This window comes from Parapedobacter luteus (genome assembly GCF_900168055.1).
In the GTDB taxonomy this organism is placed as follows: Bacteria; Bacteroidota; Bacteroidia; order Sphingobacteriales; family Sphingobacteriaceae; genus Parapedobacter; species Parapedobacter luteus.
The window spans coordinates 367,966-389,582 of the sequence record NZ_FUYS01000002.1; the positions used below are offsets into that span (position 1 = coordinate 367,966).

Consider the following 21,617-nt stretch of genomic DNA (forward strand, 5'->3'; position numbering starts at 1 on the left):
TTCCAACGTTATCGTAAATCCCCCTTATCGCTGCCCCGGCAAATAAACTTGGAAGCCTAAATTGACACCCAAGCCACTTTGTCTTTGTGCCCCTTCAACGGTAGCTTTACTGTAATTATAACCGGCAGACACTTCCAGCGCAACCGAGGTAGTGATGAAATGTGCATAACCAACATTAGCACCGAAGTCCAGTGTTGCGCCATCGCCAGGCGAGCTTCCAGCTATCCCGACATTACCATGTGCAAAGAAACGGCCCGATGCGCTGGCTCCCTCAGGAAAATAATAGCGTGCAAATGGAGAAACGCCGTAGCCCCAGATGTTGTCTCCACCCTTTACTGTTCTTAATGACAATGAAGGTTGCAAACCTATAGCAAAACCATCCGTAATAAAATATCCAGCCAAAGGTGCAAGGCCAATCCTAAACGTTTCGCCTTCGAAGCTATAGCCGATATTGCCTATCGTTCCGCCAACAATCCAGTTGCCTTGCTGTACGGGAGCTATCCCAACGCTGGCGGAGGTTTGCGGCCTATTAATATCCTGTGCAGAGGCAGCAAACATACCAACTAAAAATAGTGCTGAAAATAAAAGTACATGTTTCATGGTTTTTCGTTTAATGTCAATTAATTAATAAACAATGTTCTTAGTAAATAAACACAAAACGTGCCAGATTGTTTAGTGCATGGAAAGAGAATGCGCGATATTAGGACGTCAGCCGGACGAATAGCGCTTCGAGATTATTGTCCGCGTAGCGACCCGAAAGTTCATTGAGCGGGAAATCGGCGATGATTTCGCCTTGATGGATGATGACCACGTCATCGCAGACCGCTTCCACCTCCTGCATAATATGTGTAGATAGCAGCACGGTTTTTTCTTTGCCTAAATGTCTGATCAATGAGCGGATGTCCTGTAGTTGATTGGGGTCCAGCCCCGATGTGGGTTCATCCAGGATAAGCACGTCCGGATTGTGTAGTATCGCCTGCGCGATGCCCACGCGTTGACGGTAGCCCTTGGACAGCTGGTCGATTTTCTTATGTTGTTCAGGACCGAGGCCGGTCAAAGCAATGACCTCCGCGATCCGCGTTTTTTTTTGTGGTATCTGATGTAATGCAGCGATGAAGGCCAAAGTTTCGTGTACATACAAATCCCCGTACAGGGGATTATTTTCAGGTAAATAACCCAGGTGGCGCCGCGCCGCCAGCGCGTTTTGCCGGATATCGATACCGTATACCGAAGCGGATCCGCCGGTGGGTGAAATACTTCCGGAAAGAACTTTCATGGTTGTAGACTTGCCGGCGCCATTTGGTCCAAGGAATCCCGTAATCCTGCCCGGTTTGGCCGTAAAGGTAATACCCTTTAGTGCTGGATGCCCGTTGTATGACTTATGAAGGTTGGATACATGGATAGACATAGGGTGCTAATTGACAAAGGGCGATGTAAGTTTGTGTGCGTTGCGATAAGCATGGAGTGCCCTGCCTGCCTCAATGGGCCTATCGGTAGACAGGATATCCGCTCCCTGTTCAACCAATCCGGTATACACCGTATCACCCCGTGTCGCCGCCCGCTTGTCCAAATTGCCCATGGTCCCCAGGATACAAGGGATGCCATGGCCATGAAGCAGTTCATAAACGCTTGTGGGCGCCTCACTGGTGCCTACAAAAGCGAGGAGACGGTTATCAGGGATGTTGCGGTCACTGAGCCTGAGTAAATCATCTGCTGATCGGATGGACGCCGAGATCATCAAGTCCGGAGCCAATTGGTGTACAGCGGCCGCCTGATCGGCATTGTACGTGATTACGACGCTGTAGGCTTGTGCGCTGTTTCGCCGTATCGCTTCTATGACGGCAGCGTAGGGTACGTCGCGCTTAACATCGATAGTAAAGACAACTTTTCCAGCCCCCCATTGGAGTGCTTCGTCAAGCGTAGGTATGCGATAGGCCGTTAAATTGCCTTCGGAGTCTTTCAGCCTTAGTTTTCGTAGGGCCGCAAACGTGATTTCACTCAACTTGCCGGTACCGGATGTGGTTCGGTCAAGGGTTTCATCGTGCATCAGCACCAAGACCGAATCTTTCGTGAGACGGACATCGAATTCAATGATGATTGGCTGATGGCGATAGCTGTTTTCAAACGTCTCGATGGCATTCTCCGGGAATCCTGGCGCGGGTCCACCGCGATGAGCACTGACCAGGGGATAACGTTTTTCGTTGTAAGTAAAAAAACGATATAAGTCGCTAACACTGGTGAGTTTGATTTTATTGGCGGCATAACGGAAATCACTACTGCCGAGATTGGATGGTAGGCAGGACGTTATAAAAAGTGAAATAACAGCAACTGTCAATAGCGAGGTAGAACGCCGAATCATAAAAAAGGAATTTGACTTCACGGTAAAACTGGCATAAAGATACAAAATTATGCACAAAGTCAGTTTGCCAACTTGACCAATTCTTCCAGTTTCAGCGACAGCTGGTTTACCACGTGCCCGGCCTGTCGGTAATAGGGGTCCCGTTCAGCAAGCTTAGTCTCGATAAATGCCAACAGCGCTTCGCCCGACAACCCATTGAGTGCTGGACGTGTGCTGACGTCAGTCTGCATAAGTCTGTCCCATAGGGCTTTGGCAGGCAGATAAAAATATATGGTTATCCCGGTTTTGTTCATCCAAGCCATGTTGTCGAAGTAGCAGGGGGCGCCGCCGCCAGTAGATACGATCGTGGGGCGGTCCAACGGTAAGTTCTTTAAGATGCGGCTTTCGAGTTCCCTGAAAGCACATTCTCCATGCTGTGCAAAATAGTCGGTAATGGCGACGCCGGTTTCGCTAACGATTGTTTCGTCAAGGTCGATAAATGCGCGTCCAGTCTGGTTCGCCAGCTTGCGACCCCAGGTAGTCTTACCGCTTCCCATGAAACCGATGAGGAAGACCGCTTTGGTGTTCGTGTTGTTGTTTTCGTCAGGCATTCGGAACTATCAATAGTCTTTGCTGAAATAGGTCTTGTCCAGCACGTCAAACGTTGGCAGTGTATTGTAATGCCATTTGTCGATTACCGTGCCATTCTGCATGAGTAAAATGCCGGGGTTTGCCCGCACCATGCTTTTGAGCGGCACCGCATCGGCATAAAACACTTCCATAAGCAAGTCCAATTCATCGCTTATCCGCTCTGCTTCTTGGGTGCTACTTGCCGTGAGGAGTATAGAACGGATGTTGTAAGCTTCTGCCGCGTTCATGACCAGCGCATTGATTGTACGCAATGCGTTTAGATTTGTCGACTCCAAATCCCAGGCTACCACGATGATGTTGTAATAGGGGTTTTCAATAAGTTGCTGCGTGAAGTCATCGCCATTGGCATCCGTGATCAAGAGATCCGGTATAGGTACCTGATAGCCCTTTTTCACCAATCTGCTTTCCGGGTCGCCGATAATTTCCCAATTATCATCTTTCCAAAGCTCTTCGGCAAGATAGACCTTGTCCGACACGTTTTTCTTTTCACCCGACGTTTTATGCTTTAAGGTGTATACGACCTCATACTGGTCGCCTTCGGCACCCTCGGGAAGCGTCATCAGCGCGGGGAGGTGATTCCCTTTTTTATAAGGCAGAAAGTCAATGAACGGCAAAAAATTAACGGTGTATATGCCAATACCCAGTGATATAACGACGAGCGCAACGGTAGTGATTGATTGGGTGTATCTGTCAGACGTGATGGGTTTAATCCGCTTTCTATTGACGAAGATAACCAGGATAAGCGCCAGCAGCACGAGGTCTTTGCCGAAAGATTGCCACGGTGTAAGTGGTATGGCATCACCGAAGCACCCGCACGAGGTGACCACTTCAAAAAATGCGGAGTAGAACGTGAGAAAAGTGAAGAATAAGATCAGTATCAATAATCCCCAGGCAACCGAACGTCCCCAAAAGCCGAGCAATAAGAGCGCACCGAGGAGGACTTCGAAACCACAGACCACGATGGCGATAGCCACTGCATAGTCATTGAGGAAATGGGTGCCGAAGACATGGAAATATTCTTCCAGTTTATACCCAAATCCAGTCGGATCATTCGCCTTGATGAGCCCTGAGAAAATAAATAACAGTCCGGTGACGATTCTGGAAAATCCTAATAAGTAGTTAGTCGTTGTTTGGTAGTTATTGGATGCCTGCATCTGCGGTATGCTTTAGGGGGTCGTTGGTTGCCAGTCCGAGTTTAATCAGTGCGAAAACAGCATAATTGAGCATGTCTTGGTAGTTGGCTCTGATACCTTCCGATACCACGGTTTGTCCTTGATTGTCTTCGATTTGCTTCACCCGGTGGATTTTCATTAAAATGAGATCGGTAAGCGACGTCAGCCGCATGTCCCGCCAAGCCTCTCCGTAGTCGTGATTTTTGGCAAACATTAGCTCTTTGGTTTCCTGGATGGCATGGTCGTACCGCTGGGCTACGGTATCTAATGGGAGTTGTTCGTCGCCGGTTTCGCCCAGTTCCAACTGCATCATCGCAATTACGCAATAATTCACAATGCCAATGTATTCATCAGCTACCCCATCGCCCACTTTGCTGACTTTTTTTTCTTCCAGCGTGCGTATACGTTGAGCTTTGATGTAAAGCTGGTCGGTGATGGATGGCAGTCGCATAATGCGCCAAGCGGTGCCGTAGTCGGCTGTTTTTTTTATAAATAACTGTTGGCAATGTTCAATGACCCTATTGTATTGTACTGAAGTATCCATGTTAGGAGCAAAGATAAGGATAAGATGCGAGCGAAAAGAATAAGTCAACGAAGTTCGCGTAGCGTATTACTAAAATAATACAGATATTTGGGCGTGGATACTTCAACGATACGGACAGTACGGGTGACGCGTTATGTGACACCCTTGCGCGAAGGCGGGTCGCTGCCGGCCCTTGCGGAGGCCGATGATGGCTTCTTGTACGCGCTCAAATTTCGTGGTGCCGGCCAGGGAAGCAAAGCCTTGATCGCCGAACTGCTTGGCGGCGAAATCGCGCGGGCCTTGGGATTCCGGGTGCCGGAGATTGTGTTTGCTCAACTTGACGAAGCTTTCGGCCGGACAGAGCCCGACGAAGAGATACAGGACTTGCTGCAGGCCAGCACAGGACTTAACTTAGCCCTGCATTATCTTTCCGGGGCCATAACCTTTGACCCCGTAGTGACCACGTTGGACCCGGCGCTGGCTTCCCGCATCGTCTGGTTGGATTGCTTGTTGACTAATGTGGATCGGACCGCCAAAAATACGAATATGTTGATGTGGCATAAGGAGCTGTGGCTAATAGACCATGGGGCGTCGCTCTATTTCCACCATACCTGGGATAACTCGCACGAGCAGGCTGTGAGGTCTTTTACACAGGTGAATAATCATGTATTGCTTCCCTGGGCATCACAACTGAGGGAGGCTGACGCTGAATTGAGACCCAAACTCACGGCCTCTGTCATTCAGCGTATTGTTCAATTGGTGCCTGATGAATGGTTGGCAAACCACGATGTGCAATCACCGGAAGAAGCCCGGGAAGTATACCGGCGGTTTATAACGATGCGGGCGGCGGCGTCTGAAAATTTTGTAAACGAAGCACAAGATGCAAGAAAACGGGTTATTTGAGTATGCAGTAATCCGCTTGGTGCCTAAAGTGGAACGCGAGGAATTTTTCAACGTAGGAGTGGTGCTGTATTGCCGGGGGCAGCGCTTTTTGGATATGCGGTATTCCTTGGACGAAAACAAGCTGCAAGCCTTTTGCCCATCTTGCGATGCCGACGAATTGGAAGCTTACCTACTGGCATTCCAGCGAACGTGTCACGGATCGCATGACGGCGGGCCGATTGCCAAGTTGCCAGCAGCCGAACGTTTCCGGTGGCTTACCGCAAAACGGAGCACGGTCATTCAGACATCGCCCGTACATCCCGGGCTATGTACGGACGCACAAACAACACTCGAACGGTTGTACCGCGAACTGGTCTTGTAGGCTCCCGCTATTTGCATGCTTTCAATGCTTGATTGATCTCTTCAAGGGTGAAGATCCCCATTTTATTGCCAAATGAATTGCCCACATAGGTAAGCACGTAGGCGATTTCAATAGGGGCAAGTTGCGGGTTAGGCGGCATTTCACCATCAAACAGTTGTCCGTGGACGGTGATCGTGTCTTTAAGCCCATTTTTAATTATGCATGCCAGTTGCTCCCGATGGTTGAGCAAAAATGCACTGTCCGTCAATGCCGGATACAAATTTCCCAGTCCTTCGCCCTTGGCACCATGGCAATTTTGGCACTGGGCGGCATATAGCTTTTGGCCATTTACAGCATACTGCGCGGTTCGGATGGCGTCTTCACTCTGACAGGAATGGAACAGTACATACACGGATAGCAATGCGGCACAGCCATAGATATAGGTGTTCCGCATCACTCATATTCCTTTAAGAGGAGAGCCAATTCGTCGAGCAAGAGCTGTACCTGTGCGTCATTCGTGCCGTCGTAAGCTCCCCGAATGTGCTTGTCTTTATCCACCAAAAGGAAATAGCCCGAATGGTCATATCCGCCCGGCGCATCGCCGTCTTCTTTTGTATAGACCATATAGGCATCTGCCAGGCTGTATATTTCGGCTTTGCTGCCGGTGACAAACTGCCATTGGTCGTTGGTGACGCCCAGTTTATCGGCATAACGCTTGAGCACCGAAGGGGAGTCGTGGCGAAAATCGATGCTATGGGAGAGAAACCGCACGCGTTCATCACCTTTGTACCGCTCGTATACCTTCAGGAGATTGCGTTGCATGGTAGGGCAGATGCTTGGACAATGCGTGAAGAAGAAGTTGGCGATATACACCCCATTGTCAAATGTATGGTTGGTAATGAAAGTGCTGTCCTGATTAAGCAGCTTAAACTCGGGGATACTATGGTACAGCGTGTCTGTCAGTGTCTTGCCGTCCACCGCCTTCGTAATAGGCTCGCGGCTACCTAAGATTGGAAGCGTTTTGGTTTCCTGATTGCTGCATCCGGCTATGGCTCCGATAATCCAGCTACCGATAAGAAAAGAGACGATACGCATGGGTGGCTAAAATTGAGCTAATTTATCTGTACTTTCTTTAGCGACTTCTTCAAAGAGCTGTCGAAGGTCTTTGACTTTCTCGACCTCTTCTTCGTAGTAGGCCTTGATCTCAGCGTTTGATTTGTCCTGAGGCGCTACGTCGAAGTTCGTCATCCACTCCATCATAGCATCGGTTGCCTGCTCCAGCCGGGTTTTAAGGGCCGTGAGTTCTGTACGTGTTTGTGTCGTGTCCAAGTCGGGGTAAGCTGCCTTGAGCTGGGGAAGGCTTGCCAATAAGGAGTCTATTCTTACCGTATTACGATCAAAAGCACTGACTTCGGGCATGATTTCGTCGTGGACAGCAATTGCCTCGTTGCGTAATTGCTCAATTTCGGCTGCTTCCTGGCTACCGCCATTGCATGCGAACATCAATGATGCGGCTGTACCAAGGTGTAACATTAATTTCTTCATGAGATTGCACATATTTGGTTAACGGACAAAGATAGGGAAAAACTAATAGGTAGCTAAACCGGGTTTTCGGTATAATACTCTTCGTGGTCCCCACTGTGCACCTGGAGAACGCCAGCGACAATCAGATTAACGAGGATCCGCTGTGTCTTGCGCCTAGAGAGCCGGAGATGTTTGCACAATTCGGGCAGTTGCGATTTGGTATGTGTATGGACATATTCCAGTAATTCCTTCTCTTTTTCCGTATAATTGATGAATATTCCGTTTGGTTGGCTGCCCCGGCGCAATACATCGACCACCACCTTCCCGGCGAGGACGCTTTTGTCTTTTACACGGACATACACCCACCAGCGCTGGTCCTCGCTAAGGGCATAATGTGGTTTCGTGTCACTTTCTGCCACTTCGGCAAGTAGCACCAGCTTATCATCTACATATATTTCGTCAAAATGGAGATCAATGGCCGGCCGGCAATAAAGATGGCCGGCCCGTTGGAGCATATACCTTTCCTCGTCTTCGTTTTTCACGCCTTTGATATAACCGTTGTCGGCGACACCGACTAGCAACTTTCCGCCCTTATTGTTGGCAAAAGCAACCAATGTTTTGGCAATTTTTGCGCAGCTGCTAATCTTATTTTTGAAATCAAGCTGTTCGCCTTCTCCTTGCAGTATCAATGTCTTGATGGTCACGCCCTTGTATTGATTAACTGTTGCCATTTGTTTTTGTCGTACACGCACCAATAGCCGTATGACCATTTCCGTGCATTCTCCGTAGCCGGATAGGACTACTAAGGTAGCCACAAATTTTGAAAGATGAAAAAATCGATAGCCATCGCCAGCTTTACCAGGGCGGTGGTACTATCCAGCGGTCGAATACTTTCTTAGGATGCAACGTAAGCGCTGCCGTGCGATTAGACGGGCTTCGCCGGGCTGCCAAGCAATTGCTCCAGCCGGTATAGCAGGGATAGCTCGTCTTTGTTACGGCCATGGAACGCCAGAGCAATTCGGTGGGCAGAGCCCAAGGTCCGCTCTTTGATAGCCTCGACAAAGAAATCCGGATTTTCCTGGACAAAAGCCTCAAATTCGTCAAAAGCGTTGGCTGGGGCATAATCTGCATCATCCAACCAATCGAAGAGGCTTTCAATTTGAAACGCGGCGTCGCTACCAAAGGCATCGGCCGTGTCTTCCAAATCCAGCCAATTTGTCTGGACCTCTTCTTTGAGTGCGCTGCGTTCCGCGGGTACAATATGCCGGTCAACCGCAGCGATGCTGTACAGCAGGAAACCAAGTTTACGATAAAACTCCAACCATTTGCGTCTCGGGTACATAACCTATTGCTTTTTAGATATAACGAAAATCGGCTTATTAATGGTATATGGGCATGACGATAGTTAGTAAATAATATGATTGACCGCATGAAATTTTAAGAAGAAGATGCCAGCATTCGATTTAAATTTTATTTTAGCACGGTAATTCCTATTATAAATGACCGAGGATAGAAGCCTAATAGTATCTCACACCAAAAACGTATGGATGTTGGTTATTGTAGCCGCTTTAGGCTATTTCGTCGACATTTACGATTTGGTTATTTTTTCCATTGTCCGTGTCCAGAGTTTTCACGATATCGGTATTCCTGAAGCCGATATGCGGGTAGACGGCGAGTATGTGCTCAATATGCAGATGGCCGGGCTCTTGGTTGGCGGGATACTTTGGGGGGTATTGGGTGACAAATTTGGTCGCATTAAGGTCTTGTTTGGGTCTATCTTACTGTATTCGGTAGCCAACATCGCAAACGGATTTGTATATGATATCCATTCATATGCAATCATTCGTTGCATCGCGGGCATCGGATTAGCGGGCGAATTAGGTGCCGGTATTACCCTGGTCAGCGAGAGTATGAGTAAAGAGAAGCGGGGATACGGTACCATGATCGTGGCGTCAGTGGGCGTATTGGGAGCTATAGCAGCCTACTATGTTTCGGCAATATTTGATTGGCGAAACGCCTATTTCGTAGGCGGAGGGATGGGGTTGCTGCTGCTTGTCCTTCGTGTTGGTACATTTGAATCGGGCATGTTTAAAGATGTGGCAGGCAAACCTGTGGAAAAAGGAAAGCTCAGTATGTTATTTACTGATCCGGATCGTTTCAAACGTTACCTGTATTGTTTGCTAATAGGGCTGCCAATATGGTTTGTGGTGGGCATTTTAATCACACAGGCTCCCGAATTTGGCAGCGCATTGAACGCGCCCGTCACATTAAGTGCAGGCAAGGGCATTCTGTTTGGCTATATCGGGATTTCGATCGGTGATATTTTCGCCGGATTATTGGCGCAGCTGACAAAATCAAGGCGACTGGTTGTTTTTCTCTTCCAGTTGTTTATCATCGGAACCGCCACTTGGTATTTAAGCAGTGATGGGCTTTCAGAACAACGCTTTCATTGGATAGCGTTTTGTATGGGCACCGCAGTAGGATATTGGGCAACGTTTGTAACCATCGCCTCCGAACAATTCGGTACTAACCTGCGTGCCACGGTCACGACCACTGCTCCGAATTTTGTGCGGGGGGCGCTGATACCTTCCACGTTGCTGTTTGAGTTTTTTGTTGGGCGTTTCGGGATCATCATGGCCGCCTATATCATGATCTTTATACTCACGGCAATCGCTATGTTTGCCCTAAGCAGGCTAAAGGAAAGTTTCAATAAGGATTTGGATTTCGTGGAAGATTAACCTTTAGGGCATTTTTTGCACCGCTTACCGCGCTTGTATTTTTTACAGCACTTTTTGAATTCACACCCACAGCCGGGGCCATACGGATTAAAGCCTTTATAGGTTTGCGGATCGGCCGCTCCGGGCAACCGGCATTCCGCCGTGGTCAACACAATCAATGGGCGCTCATCATACATCACGTTGCAAAGTTAAGGCTTTATTTAGAAAAATTCCAATTAACACGGGAAATTTTTGACGGGCTGATGTGGAGACTTGGATGATTGTCATAAGTTTTGTAACTTGTGGACATTCCCGGTAGGGAAGTACCCAATATATACCAATGTATAAACGTCATGATTAATAAGGTTGTAAATGACGCGCGCGAAGCCATCGTAGGTATCACTGACGGTATGACGCTCATGTTGGGCGGTTTCGGTCTGTGCGGTATACCCGAAAATTGTATCAATGAAATCGTCAGGCAGGGCATTTCGGGGCTTACCTGCATTTCAAACAATGCAGGAGTGGATGATTTCGGCATCGGCATGATGCTCCAGAAACGCCAGGTAAAAAAAATGATAGCCTCTTACGTGGGAGAAAATGCAGAATTTGAACGGCAGTTGCTCAGCGGCGAGCTTGAAGTGGAATTGATCCCACAGGGCACCTTGGCTACTCGCTGCCTTGCGGCGGGCTATGGCATGCCCGCGATCTTCACGCCTGCCGGCGTAGGCACTGAGGTGGCCGAGGGAAAGGAAATACGGAGTTTCAGAGGCAAAGACTATGTGATGGAAATGGCCTTTGAAGCTGATTTTGCGCTTGTAAAAGCATGGAAGGGAGATACCGCTGGCAACTTAATCTACCGGAGAACGGCCCGTAACTTCAACCCTGTGATGGCCATGGCCGGCAGGATTACGATTGCGGAAGTGGAAGAGCTCGTAAACGCAGGTGAATTGGATCCCGATCATATTCATACCCCTGGTATTTATGTGCATCGGATTTTCCAGGGGCAGGGCTATGAAAAGCGGATTGAACAACGCACGGTGAGGAAACGTGAGGGAATCAATTTAACGAAAGCGGTAGATTATGCTGGATAAAAACGGGATAGCCAAGCGTATCGCTCAGGAGATAAAAGACGGTTATTATGTGAACCTGGGCATCGGTATACCGACGTTAGTGGCGAATTTTATACCTGACGGTATGCAAGTGGTATTGCAGTCTGAAAATGGGTTGCTGGGTATGGGGCCATTCCCCTACGAAGGAGAGGAAGACGCCGATCTCATCAATGCCGGAAAGCAGACCGTTACCATGTCGCCTGGCGCTTCGGTGTTCGACTCGGCGATGAGCTTTGGAATGATTAGGGCGCAAAAGGTCGACCTAACTATCCTCGGCGCGATGGAAGTGTCGGAATACGGAGACATCGCCAACTGGAAAATACCGGGAAAGCTTGTCAAAGGCATGGGCGGGGCCATGGATCTCGTAGCGTCGGCCAAAAACATTATCGTAGCCATGCAGCAGGTTAGTAAGGCCGGGGAGAGCAAGCTACTTTCCCGGTGCACGCTGCCGCTTACAGGAGTGCGCTGCATCCGGAAAGTGATAACCGAAATGGCGGTTTTCGAGGTCGATATCGAAAACGGTGGTTTCCACTTGCTGGAACGCGCTCCCGGAGTCAGTGTTGATGAAATACGCAATGCCACGGCAGGCAGATTCAAGGCGTCAGGAATGATTCCTGAGATGCAGCTTTAGAAGACTTTTGTGCGCAGCTCGGTGGAAATTTCGTCTATGATTGCCACAAGGGGGGCCGGATCATCCGTATTATTAATGATAATGCGGTCGCACAGGTCGCGATAGGGCAGAAGATATTGCCGATAGGCGGGCATGACATGATTTACCCATTTATATCGCACGTCTTCATCGTTGTAGCCGCGCTCAACCAAGTCTCTTTTCAGGCGTCTTTGCAAAGCGATTTCTTCTTCCGCATGCAAGAATATGCGATGATTGAGCAAGGCGTTTACTTCCTCGTAGTAAAAAATAAATAATCCTTCAATAATTAAAATAGGGGCAGCCCGGGTCTCCAGCAATTTCGGTTTCAACGCCGGATTGTTGAAGGTGTATTCTTTCCGGAAAATGGTCCGGCCATCGACAAGCGTTTCAATATCCCGGAAAAATGCGGCACGGTCAATAGCCGTGGGCAGATCAAAGTTATATAATTTGTTCTCTTCCCGTGTCTTGGTATTCGCAGGGATATAATAATCGTCTTGCGAGATCAGCGCCACCTCGTGCGGGGCGAAGTGGTTGAGGAAACTATTCAGAAAAAATGTTTTTCCAGAGCCACTGCTTCCCGCGATGCCAACGACGTACGGTGCGTTAGTTTGAGTCATTTGGGGTGCCGTAGGAGATTTCCACCTGGAAGCGTCTATCGAGTACGCCGATTAAAGACGCTGCTGATTTTGAGACAACAATAATGGCATCCTTCGTTTCTGCAGTCTCTGCAAATTTGCCCACCACTTTAATCAGCGCGGTGCGGTTCGTCATTGGGTTAGTGATTTTGATCACGGTACCGATGGGAGCGGTTTTATGCAACGCAAGCATGCTGCCTTCCCCTTGGTTGAGGTCATCTATCCACACGCCGACTCCTTTTTCGGTCATTTCACGGATGCCATATCGGTTTTCGGGGATGACCAGAGGGTCCGCTTCACTGGCCGCAGAATCTTCCGTGACAATAAGCTGGCTCGCTTTGGGAGGCGCGGGCGGAAGTTCCTTGTTTGGAATTTTCAGGATGGTGCCCGCTTTCAGTGCTTCGTCGGTGAGACCGTTTGCGCGTTTGATGCTTTCAACGGATATGACAAACCGTTTGGAAATATTGAAGAGGGTTTCGCCGTTGCCAACCTTGTATGCGGTGTATTCGTCTTGCGATAATGCCGGGGGAGCGGCTACATCCGCGGCAGCGAGGGCTGTCGATCCGGTATCGTTTGTCGTGCTATTACCGGCGTTGGCATTTGAATCTGCTGCAGGGATGCGCACGGTATCGCCAACTTTTAGTGATTTATTGCCATTGGCAGCTATGATTTGCTTGACGGGTACCCCGTATTGCCTGCTCAACCCGTAGTACGTTTCTCGCGCCTCCAATTGGTGGATAACTATTTTTTTGCCATTTTCATAACTCACACCTATGGAATCCAGTACAGATGAAGCCTTTGACGAAAAGCTGCAACAACCGATTAGCAGCGCCATAAAAAAAGAGGTACGGTATAAATAGGTGGTTTTATATGTAATGCTCATGTTAAAAATTCGTTGCAATTATACTAAATACGAAACAATTTCCTGTTTATTATCGCTGATGATGAAAAGCAACTGATCAATCATAAAAAAAACTTCCGGTGTCATTTTAACCAGGTTTGCTAACACAACCACATCCGCCAATATGGCTCGTCCGCTGGATACAACCAGTCTGACACGGAATGCCTGTCCATCTTTTTCATGGAAAGCCCAGATATGTTTTGAACCCACCTGGCAATAAAAAATATCGCCATAAACCGCATAATTTTTCAGAAACGTAGGAACGTCTGCCGTATACGTCCGGGGTAAGACTACGGCAGAGCCAATAGGTTTATCGATTGAAATGTTAAATTGTGTTAAATTTCCGTCGGATGGCGCGAGGTATTGTTCGTAGCCGGCGGCAAAACTGCGATGCCTGACAATGAGTTGCCGGTTGGCGATACCCAGCAACGTATAGTTAAACTGTTCCCACAGGAGGTTACCGGTAAAGGCATCAAGGCAGGCGATGCCAGGATGGTCGGGACTGTCCGTGCCAAACGCCCGAACAATCAATTTACCCTCAATAATCCCGGCTAAGGTCCAATGGCGGTCGCCATAGGGTATTTCATGGATCAACGAAACGCCCGTTGTGTAGTCTACTACCGAGAATGAAGGGGTTCCTTGATCCCGGTTGCGGGTTTCGATGGCAAGCACACCATTTGCCGTATCGGCTTCAATGCGCCAAATGAGTCCCAAAAAACTTTTTTGGAATACCGTTTTTAATGTATATTTATCCATTAATTAATAGCCCTCAAAATTATAAGGTTTTGAACGATATGTGCAAAAAAAAGCAGACAAAGAAACTGTTCGGGCTGGCGTCATTCTTCTTTGGACTGTTACTCGTGAGTTTTTCCGTACAGGCGCAACAGGTTTACCGGTTTGATCTAAAGGAAGATATCGGTCCCAATGCCTGGCGAACGGTAAAAAATGCGTTCGCCCAAGCGGAACAGGCCAAAGTGGATTTGGTACTTATCGAGATGAATACATTTGGCGGGATGGTCAATTTTGCGGACTCCATCCGTGTTCGGATATTGGATTCGTCGGTTAAGACGGTGGTTTTCATCAACCACAATGCTGCCTCGGCAGGCGCGCTGATAGCGTTGGCTACCGACCGGATTTACATGAGCAAGGGGTCCAGCATTGGTGCCGCGAGTGTCGTTGATCAATCAGGGCAGGTGCTCCCCGAAAAGCACCAATCCTATATGCGGGGCCTGATGCGGGCAACAGCCGAAGCCAAGGGCCGTGATCCGAAGATCGCCGAAGCGTTTGTAGATCCAGATGTGGATCTACCCCACATCAAACCTGCCGGTAAAGTGCTTACACTGACGTCGTCGGAAGCTGTTGACGTCCGGCTGGCGGAAGCGGAAGTTGCGTCGGCAGACGCAGTGCTCGCCGCAGAGGGGATACGTGATCCGCAGATCACGGTGCATCGCATTACAGCCATTGACCGGATTATCGCCTTTCTTATCAATCCAGCGGTTAGCGGTATACTGATGCTGCTCATTATCGGTGGGATTTATTTTGAGCTGCAGACCCCGGGTATTGGCTTTGCATTGGTTGTTGCCATTATCGCAGCCGTACTTTTCTTTGCACCGCTATACCTTCAAGGGCTGGCCGACAATTGGGAGATTGCGTTGTTTATAGCTGGCTTGGTGCTCATATTACTGGAGTTATTTGTAATCCCTGGCTTCGGTGTTGCGGGTATATTGGGTATTATCTGCCTGGTATGTGGGTTGGCATTCAGTATGGTTGTTAACGATTATTTTGATTTTTCAATTGGTGAGCCCGGTATGCTGTTCAATTCGTTTTTATTGGTCATCGCCTCTATGGTGGTGGCGACCATCGTGATGGTTATTTTTGGCAAAAATCTGTTGAGAAGCCGTGCTTTCCAACGTCTGGTATTGCAGGACGAACAACGTTCGCAGGAAGGATACACCTCTTCGCAGAAAAATAGCGCATTAGTCGACAAGGAGGGCAAAGCCAAGACCGTACTCCGCCCATCCGGCAAGGTCGAGATAGAAGGCAAGTGGTACGATGCAGTGGCGTTGGACGGTTTCATTGATATCGGCGAAGATATTTATGTGGAGAAGCATGAAAACTATAATCTTTTTGTCAGAAAGAAACGCACCCCATGATGACATGGGAAACTTTTTGTAGCTTCCGCTGTTTTACAGACAAATAAACTTATAACATCATGAACCCAAAAGTAATTAGTCTAGAAGAGAAAAAACTAAGGCCGGTTGTTGATCACCTGAATGATTTATTAGCCAACTATCATATTCATTACCAGAAATTGCGCGGATGCCATTGGAATGTCCGCGGGAACCATTTCTTTACGTTGCATGCGAAGTTCGAAGAATTGTATACCAATGCACTGACAACCATTGACGAGTTGGCGGAGCGCATTCTTACACTGGGTAAATCCCCCTTCAGCACATTCAAGGATTATGTAGAGAACGCTGAACTCAAGGAGGCAGATACCATCGGGATGAAAGATGTCGACATGGTCAAGGCTATCATCGAGGATTTGGAAGCGCTAATCGCCATGCAGCGTGATTTGCTGGAAATTACTTCGGAAGCAGAAGATGAGGGGACTAATGACATGATCAATGCGTTTATGCAATTCAACGAAAAACAGAACTGGATGTTGCGCGCTTTTGTGAATAAAGCTTGATCTCTGGTTCTCCATATAGGTGATGCCGCCCAGTCTGCGGGTAACCGGGACACAAAATCGAAAAGGCCTGTCCAAAAAATTTCGGACAGGCCTTTCGCCGTTAGTATCGGACTGGCTTGGATGATTCCCTGTTTCCTAAAACTTTAAGCCCACGGATAACAGCACATTATGCCGCTGGTTTTTTACTTCGGCAACCGGACTATACCAGCCAGCTGCGTCGTCTAACAGATAAGGGCTCATGTTGTAACTCCGTTGGAAATTTTGGTAAGTCAAATCTACGTAGACGTTGTTGATGCGATAGCCCAGGCCACCGGAAACCGTTTGACCACTATAATCAATGCCTTCATCTTTGTACGGGCTGCCAGCATAGCCGTACCCAGCCCTGATCATCAATAGCGGAGCAATTAAGTACTCACCGCCTATTCTGAAATTGACGGCACTACCATAAGTAGCCGCAATCCCATCATTGAAATCGCGGTCATATACCGCATCGGACGAAGACATCGACATGCTAGCGTAATCGACGTAGTCAATGTCGGCGCTCAAAAGCCCTTCGCCAAAGATATAGGCTACGCCACCGCTTAGTTTGTAAGGGGTACGCAGGTTGTAATCATAATATACCGGATCACCGGGGTTTTCATCAAAATTATCCGAACCGTTTGTCAGGTAATTGGTAATACCGAAGTAGTCTTCATAATCGTTGGTGAGGCTATACCAAGTCGGTGTGGTGGCCGAAAGTCCGATCTGAACTTGCGGGACTGGTTTGAAAATTACACCAAGCTTAGCATTAAATCCGTTTCCGGTAGTGTTTGACCAGTATTCGTCGTCAAATTCATACGCCGATTCCAAGAGGGGGTTGTATATCCCGTAGTCACTGTGGTTCGGATTCACAAAACGGGAGCCGGGGTTTTGGCTATAAATATAACCATAATCCAGGATGGCACCATCTTCCATAAACAGCCGGTTCATACGGTTGTTGATACGGGTGAAGCCCACACTTGCACCGATGTAGAATTGATTCGAATAGTTAGCACCGAAAGAAAGGTTGGTTTCGGATTGATGTCCTTGCTCACGGTAGTATGCGGTTTGTACATTGTCCACCGCGGTCATTGGAATCAACTGGCCATTGGCATTTTCGTCTACCATGCCAAACTGCCAACCGATATCACCAAGGAGGAAACCATCTTCCAACGCCATAAAGTCACCGTAGCTGCTCTCATGGTTTACGCCGGTAAATCCCAGTGTAGAATGAAAGTTGTTTGTCCGGTGATAGCCGATACCGACATTGAAGTTGAGCCAGCCTGACGAAAGGTTGCTGCCGCGCACTTTCCTGGTGGGGATATGAAAGACCGCAGCTGCTTGGTTGATGGCAAACTTATCGACATTGTTACTGCTATTAGTACCAAAGTATAAGGCGCTGTTGACATCGCTGCTGAAGTCAAAAGACAAGCCGATGTCCGATTGTCCGAAGAATCCGAGGCCGGCGGGATTTCCGGATACCGAACTGAGATCCCCACCGAGTGCCGTTTGGGCATTTCCAAGTGCCTTAAATCGCGCAGATGCGCCCTGTTCGGGTTGTGAAAACCGCAAAAACTCATCCAACGATTGCGCTTGGGCAGGGATAAATGCGCATCCCCATAACGACGCTAAGACTATTATGCTTTTTGGCTTTATCATATGTTTAGTACATTGAAACTTGTATAATGAAGGTCAGCCAATCCTTTGGTATAGATTGTAGCTGACCTGTCTTTTATAATATTGTTGTCGTGCTCTGATGGAATAACGATTAACCTCTGCCTCTTCCGCCTCCACGGCTGCTGCTACCACTGCTACCACGGCTAACGCCACCGCCGGAACCTGAAGAACGGGATGGAGGTGATACGGAAGAACCTCTGCTGCCGCTTCCGGATGACCGGGGGGCTACGCTACTTGGACGTGTAGAGGAAGCCGGGCGGGCAGGCCGGGCATTGCTCCCAGTTGGACGGGTAGTCGAAGCGGGGCGAGCACTTTGCCCCGCAGGCCTACGAGTGGTTGTCCCTACTGGCCGGGCAGTCTGACCGGCGGGACGGCCACTCCGTATACCTTCGGAGCTGCCGGTACTGCGTGTACTGCTTGGCCGAGTACCTCTAACGGTAGAGGTTGCACCTCCACGGGTGACCGAAGTGCGGGTCGCATCGCCTGCACTTCTCGTAGCTACCGTGCGAGTGGAAATGCGGCCATTTGCATCACGGCTAATCGCCGTTCTGGTCGCTGTCCGGGATGATCCAACGGCATTACTTGAGCGGCCTGTCCGGACATCCATGCGCGAACGCGAGGCCGTGCGGGTGCCTCTCGTGCGGTTGTCAATAATAACGGCACCGGGATAATAGCCACCCCAGCCGCCCCATCCCCAGCGGCTGTACGCATAGGGACCCCCGAAGCCTCTGCCATAATAAGGTGAACCCCAGCCCCAATGACCGCCGAAATAAGGGTTATACCAGCTGCTGCCCCAACCGAGGCCCCAGCCACCCCAACCCCAGCCGAAACCGAGACTCCAGGCGCCACCCCAGCCCATGCCCCATCCGGGTCCGTACCAGGAATTGAATCCGAACCATGGATCAAACCAAGGGTCATAATAGCTCATTCCGGGGGAATTATAATAAAAACGGTTTATCCGATTGGCATATTCACTGTCGCTGTACTCATCAGCATAATAATCATTGTAATAGCCATCATCCGCATACTCGTCTTCATAATATCCGTCCGCTGCTACCGCTTGTTGCTCATCCTGCTGAGCCCGTTCATCATAATAATAATCCGGGCTTTGATAACTTTCCTCCACTGCCCGGGCATTATTATTATAGACGTCGTCGCGGAATGCAACCTGCCTCGACGTGCTGCACGCACCCAAAAGCAGAATGCTTGCTAAGGTTATTACGCTGACTACTAATCTATTGGTCTTCATGTCAATTATCCTTTCGTTTGGTTAAAGCCCTCGCTTTTATGTGTATAGACGATATTTTGTATGATTGGTTTAATCCGCCGATCATTTTTTGTTCGGTAAATTTGCCAAAAGGGACTACCTTTGCTTGGCAAAATTTAAACAGTACATTACGGTTAAACGTATTGCAATCTGCAAAAATTACACTAATTTTATAGAAAGTCAACTATGAGCAAAGGAATTACAAGTCGCAAAACGGATTATTCCCAGTGGTACAATGAACTTGTCGTAAAGGCTGACCTGGCTGAGCACTCTGCGGTGCGGGGATGCATGGTGATAAAACCTTACGGCTATGCCATTTGGGAAAAGATGCAAGCGGCGCTCGATAAGATGTTTAAAGATACAGGGCATAGCAATGCTTATTTTCCTTTGTTCATTCCAAAATCTTTTTTTTCCAAGGAAGCTTCGCATGTTGAAGGGTTCGCCACAGAGTGCGCCGTGGTGACCCATTACCGCTTAAAGAATGACGGTTCGGGCAACATCGTGGTCGATGAAGAAGCAAAGTTGGAAGAAGAGCTCATTGTGCGCCCCACTTCTGAAACCATCATCTGGAATACTTATAAGGGATGGATAGAGTCCTATCGCGATTTGCCCATCTTGGTCAACCAATGGGCAAACGTTGTTCGCTGGGAAATGCGTACCCGGCTTTTCCTTCGTACGGCCGAATTTCTTTGGCAAGAGGGCCACACCGCCCACGCCACACGTGAAGAAGCGATGGAAGAAACAGCGCGAATGCTGGGAGTTTATGCCGACTTTGCCGAAAATTGGATGGCCCTGCCCGTGGTACGAGGCCGCAAAACAGAAAACGAACGGTTTGCCGGAGCCTTGGACACACTGTGCATTGAGGCACTGATGCAGGATGGTAAAGCCCTGCAGGCGGGCACATCTCATTTTTTGGGGCAGAATTTTGCCAAGGCGTTTGACGTAAAATTTACAGCCAAAGACGGGAAGCTCGATTATGTTTGGGCTACGTCATGGGGAGTGTCTACCCGGCTGATGGGGGCGTTGATTATGGCGCATTCCGATGACCAAGGATTGGTGCTGCCACCTAAGTTGGCACCCATACAGGTGGTCATCGTGCCGATATACAAAAATGAGGAAGAGCGGCAAACGATAGGCGGATTGGCGGATACGCTGATTGCCGAATTGAAATCCAAAGGTATTTCCGTCAAGTATGACGACCGCGATACACACCGGCCCGGATTTAAATTTGCCGAGTGGGAACTCAAAGGTGTGCCTGTGCGTATCGCCGTAGGGACACGCGACATGGAAAATGGTACGGTGGAGATAGCACGTCGTGACACCCAGACCAAGGAAACGGTATCCCAAGCGGGATTGGCCGACCGGATAGAACAGTTACTGGAAACTATCCAGCACACAATCTATGAAAAAGCATTGGGTTTCCGTGATGCGAATACCGTGGAGGTAGAGACCTATGACGAGTTTAAGCGGGTACTCGATGAGCAAGGCGGCTTTGTGTCTGCGCATTGGGATGGCACTGTCGAAACCGAAAAGCTCATCAAGGAGGAAACCAAAGCGACGATCCGCTGTATTCCGTTGGCCAATAAAGAAGAAGCGGGTGTGTGTATACGTACCGGGAAGCCTTCGACGCAGCGTGTGCTTTTTGCGAGGGCGTATTAGGTGACTATGTCCGCAAAGAAGGTTCTTATCATAGGATGTGGATGGGTGGGTACCTATGTAGCCACCCATTTGGTCAATGGGGGGCACCAAGTGTGGGCCACCTGCACATCCGAAGACAAAGCCGCGCGGTTGGTACAGCTGGGGTTAAAGGCACACGTCGCCAATTTCGACATCGAAAATAAGGTTGCAGGCATTCGTGAGGCGGTGTTTGACGTGGTTATCATCAGCGTCCCTATCACACATAAGGACACTATGGAGGTGGTCGAACGCCGGTTTTTCCGCCTCCGTGTTTTCCTGGAGACCCATTCGTTCGGGCAATCCATGTTTTTCGGATCGGTGGGTATTTATCCGAAGGTCGACGCTCGGATTGCTGAAGATACATTCGCAGCCGAAGAATTGGAACCCAAGTTGTTACTGGGCGAATCGATGCTACGTTTGGCTTTTCCCGATTTAAATATCCTGCGGTTGGGGGGGCTCTTTGGCCAGGAGCGCGTCATGGCGAAGTATTTTGTCGGCAAGGTCTGCGAGATAGGGTATCAAACGGCAAATTTCGTGCATGTTGAAGATGTTTATGGCATCATCCGCGCCATGATGGCAGCGCGTTCGCAAGGAAAGACATACAATGTAGTCTGCCCCGAACATCCGCTAAAGAAAGACGTCATTGACGTTTCCGCAACAAAATACGGTTATGGGTTACCGGCAGCTTTTTCGGAAGCCGACAAGACCGCAAAGATGGTGTTGCCTGACCGGTTGGTAGCCGATCTCGGTTACCGGTTTGTCTATCGTTCGCCGCTCCAATTCTGATCACGATGTTGGCCGTCATCCGATTCGTTTCTTCGGTG

Annotated in this window: 25 protein-coding genes; 9 read left to right on the forward strand and 16 right to left on the reverse strand. The window is 49.0% G+C overall.

Annotated features, from left to right (window positions below):
• Positions 1–24: 24 nt before the first annotated feature.
• From B5X72_RS04705 to B5X72_RS04730, 6 genes are all read right to left on the reverse strand, one after another.
• Positions 25–600, reverse strand: a complete 576-nt coding sequence (locus B5X72_RS04705) for a hypothetical protein (protein WP_079715680.1) — start codon at positions 598–600, stop codon at positions 25–27.
• Between the two features lie 100 nt (positions 601–700).
• Entirely contained in the window at positions 701–1,408 is a 708-nt protein-coding gene (locus B5X72_RS04710; RefSeq protein WP_079715681.1) for an ATP-binding cassette domain-containing protein, read from the reverse strand.
• Between the two features lie 6 nt (positions 1,409–1,414).
• Positions 1,415–2,359, reverse strand: coding sequence for a glycerophosphodiester phosphodiesterase family protein (locus B5X72_RS04715; RefSeq protein ID WP_079716010.1), 945 nt, complete (start codon positions 2,357–2,359; stop codon positions 1,415–1,417).
• 59 nt (positions 2,360–2,418) lie between these two features.
• Entirely contained in the window at positions 2,419–2,949 is a 531-nt protein-coding gene (locus B5X72_RS04720; RefSeq protein ID WP_079715682.1) for a shikimate kinase, read from the reverse strand.
• 9 nt (positions 2,950–2,958) lie between these two features.
• A complete protein-coding gene (locus tag B5X72_RS04725) occupies positions 2,959–4,143 on the reverse strand; it encodes a BT_3928 family protein (RefSeq protein ID WP_079715683.1) in 1,185 nt (394 codons plus the stop codon).
• Entirely contained in the window at positions 4,127–4,705 is a 579-nt protein-coding gene (locus B5X72_RS04730) for a DUF1599 domain-containing protein (RefSeq protein WP_079715684.1), read from the reverse strand. Before B5X72_RS04730 ends, B5X72_RS04725 begins: the two co-directional genes overlap by 17 nt.
• 87 nt (positions 4,706–4,792) lie before the next feature.
• Between B5X72_RS04730 and B5X72_RS04735 the strand changes: the two genes are divergently transcribed.
• Both B5X72_RS04735 and B5X72_RS04740 read left to right on the forward strand, forming a co-directional pair.
• Positions 4,793–5,587, forward strand: coding sequence for a HipA family kinase (locus B5X72_RS04735; protein ID WP_176146099.1), 795 nt, complete (start codon positions 4,793–4,795; stop codon positions 5,585–5,587).
• Positions 5,565–5,948, forward strand: a complete 384-nt coding sequence (locus B5X72_RS04740) for a DUF3037 domain-containing protein (RefSeq protein WP_079715685.1) — start codon at positions 5,565–5,567, stop codon at positions 5,946–5,948. The genes B5X72_RS04735 and B5X72_RS04740 overlap by 23 nt, the downstream gene beginning before the upstream one ends.
• Positions 5,949–5,955: 7 nt before the next feature.
• On the opposite strand, the gene B5X72_RS04745 is transcribed toward B5X72_RS04740, so the two are convergent.
• The 5 genes from B5X72_RS04745 to B5X72_RS04765 form a co-directional block, all read right to left on the reverse strand.
• On the reverse strand, positions 5,956–6,381 hold the full coding sequence (locus B5X72_RS04745) for a c-type cytochrome (RefSeq protein ID WP_079715686.1): 426 nt from the start codon (positions 6,379–6,381) through the stop codon (positions 5,956–5,958).
• Positions 6,381–7,022 carry an SCO family protein gene (locus B5X72_RS04750; RefSeq protein WP_079715687.1) on the reverse strand — a complete coding sequence of 214 codons (642 nt, stop codon included), beginning with the start codon at positions 7,020–7,022 and terminating at the stop codon, positions 6,381–6,383. Before B5X72_RS04750 ends, B5X72_RS04745 begins: the two co-directional genes overlap by 1 nt.
• 6 nt (positions 7,023–7,028) lie before the next feature.
• On the reverse strand, positions 7,029–7,460 hold the full coding sequence (locus tag B5X72_RS04755; protein ID WP_139378535.1) for a transposase: 432 nt from the start codon (positions 7,458–7,460) through the stop codon (positions 7,029–7,031).
• 65 nt (positions 7,461–7,525) lie between these two features.
• Positions 7,526–8,182 carry an AlbA family DNA-binding domain-containing protein gene (locus B5X72_RS04760; protein WP_233632746.1) on the reverse strand — a complete coding sequence of 219 codons (657 nt, stop codon included), beginning with the start codon at positions 8,180–8,182 and terminating at the stop codon, positions 7,526–7,528.
• A gap of 194 nt (positions 8,183–8,376) precedes the next feature.
• The gene (locus B5X72_RS04765) at positions 8,377–8,793 is read right to left on the reverse strand and encodes a hypothetical protein (protein ID WP_079715689.1); all 417 of its coding nucleotides are present in this window, start codon (positions 8,791–8,793) and stop codon (positions 8,377–8,379) included.
• Between the two features lie 205 nt (positions 8,794–8,998).
• Here B5X72_RS04765 and B5X72_RS04770 point away from each other — a divergent pair, with 205 nt between their 5' ends.
• The 3 genes from B5X72_RS04770 to B5X72_RS04785 all read left to right on the forward strand — a co-directional run bounded on the left by B5X72_RS04770 (position 8,999) and on the right by B5X72_RS04785 (position 11,908).
• Positions 8,999–10,189, forward strand: coding sequence for an MFS transporter (locus B5X72_RS04770; protein ID WP_370584541.1), 1,191 nt, complete (start codon positions 8,999–9,001; stop codon positions 10,187–10,189).
• Positions 10,190–10,521: 332 nt separating this feature from the next.
• Positions 10,522–11,259 (forward strand): CoA transferase subunit A, encoded by a 738-nt coding sequence (locus B5X72_RS04780; protein WP_079716013.1) that lies wholly within the window; start codon positions 10,522–10,524, stop codon positions 11,257–11,259.
• Entirely contained in the window at positions 11,249–11,908 is a 660-nt protein-coding gene (locus tag B5X72_RS04785) for a 3-oxoacid CoA-transferase subunit B (protein WP_079715692.1), read from the forward strand. The genes B5X72_RS04780 and B5X72_RS04785 overlap by 11 nt, the downstream gene beginning before the upstream one ends.
• Here B5X72_RS04785 and B5X72_RS04790 read toward each other — a convergent pair.
• From B5X72_RS04790 to B5X72_RS04800, 3 genes are read right to left on the reverse strand one after another with little or no spacing between them, the layout of a single operon-like run.
• Positions 11,905–12,543 (reverse strand): uridine kinase family protein, encoded by a 639-nt coding sequence (locus B5X72_RS04790; protein WP_079715693.1) that lies wholly within the window; start codon positions 12,541–12,543, stop codon positions 11,905–11,907. The two genes, B5X72_RS04785 and B5X72_RS04790, sit on opposite strands and share 4 nt — an antisense overlap.
• Positions 12,530–13,444 (reverse strand): LysM peptidoglycan-binding domain-containing protein, encoded by a 915-nt coding sequence (locus tag B5X72_RS04795; protein WP_079715694.1) that lies wholly within the window; start codon positions 13,442–13,444, stop codon positions 12,530–12,532. The genes B5X72_RS04790 and B5X72_RS04795 overlap by 14 nt, the downstream gene beginning before the upstream one ends.
• A gap of 18 nt (positions 13,445–13,462) precedes the next feature.
• Positions 13,463–14,218 (reverse strand): DUF4905 domain-containing protein, encoded by a 756-nt coding sequence (locus B5X72_RS04800; RefSeq protein ID WP_079715695.1) that lies wholly within the window; start codon positions 14,216–14,218, stop codon positions 13,463–13,465.
• Between the two features lie 38 nt (positions 14,219–14,256).
• On the opposite strand from B5X72_RS04800, the gene B5X72_RS04805 reads away from it, so the two are divergent.
• Together B5X72_RS04805 and B5X72_RS04810 are read left to right on the forward strand one after the other, a co-directional pair.
• Positions 14,257–15,615 carry an NfeD family protein gene (locus B5X72_RS04805; protein ID WP_079715696.1) on the forward strand — a complete coding sequence of 453 codons (1,359 nt, stop codon included), beginning with the start codon at positions 14,257–14,259 and terminating at the stop codon, positions 15,613–15,615.
• Between the two features lie 59 nt (positions 15,616–15,674).
• On the forward strand, positions 15,675–16,154 hold the full coding sequence (locus tag B5X72_RS04810) for a Dps family protein (protein ID WP_079715697.1): 480 nt from the start codon (positions 15,675–15,677) through the stop codon (positions 16,152–16,154).
• Positions 16,155–16,289: 135 nt separating this feature from the next.
• On the opposite strand, the gene B5X72_RS04815 is transcribed toward B5X72_RS04810, so the two are convergent.
• Complete coding sequence (locus tag B5X72_RS04815) at positions 16,290–17,831, reverse strand: OmpP1/FadL family transporter (protein WP_079715698.1); 1,542 nt, start codon at positions 17,829–17,831, stop codon at positions 16,290–16,292.
• 109 nt (positions 17,832–17,940) lie between these two features.
• Positions 17,941–19,098, reverse strand: a complete 1,158-nt coding sequence (locus B5X72_RS04820) for a hypothetical protein (RefSeq protein WP_079715699.1) — start codon at positions 19,096–19,098, stop codon at positions 17,941–17,943.
• A 204-nt stretch (positions 19,099–19,302) separates the two neighbouring features.
• Here B5X72_RS04820 and proS point away from each other — a divergent pair, with 204 nt between their 5' ends.
• Both proS and B5X72_RS04835 read left to right on the forward strand, forming a co-directional pair.
• Positions 19,303–20,775, forward strand: coding sequence for a proline--tRNA ligase (gene proS, locus B5X72_RS04830; RefSeq protein WP_079715701.1), 1,473 nt, complete (start codon positions 19,303–19,305; stop codon positions 20,773–20,775).
• 6 nt (positions 20,776–20,781) lie between these two features.
• Positions 20,782–21,579 carry a 2-dehydropantoate 2-reductase N-terminal domain-containing protein gene (locus tag B5X72_RS04835; protein ID WP_079715702.1) on the forward strand — a complete coding sequence of 266 codons (798 nt, stop codon included), beginning with the start codon at positions 20,782–20,784 and terminating at the stop codon, positions 21,577–21,579.
• Positions 21,580–21,617 lie beyond the last annotated feature (38 nt).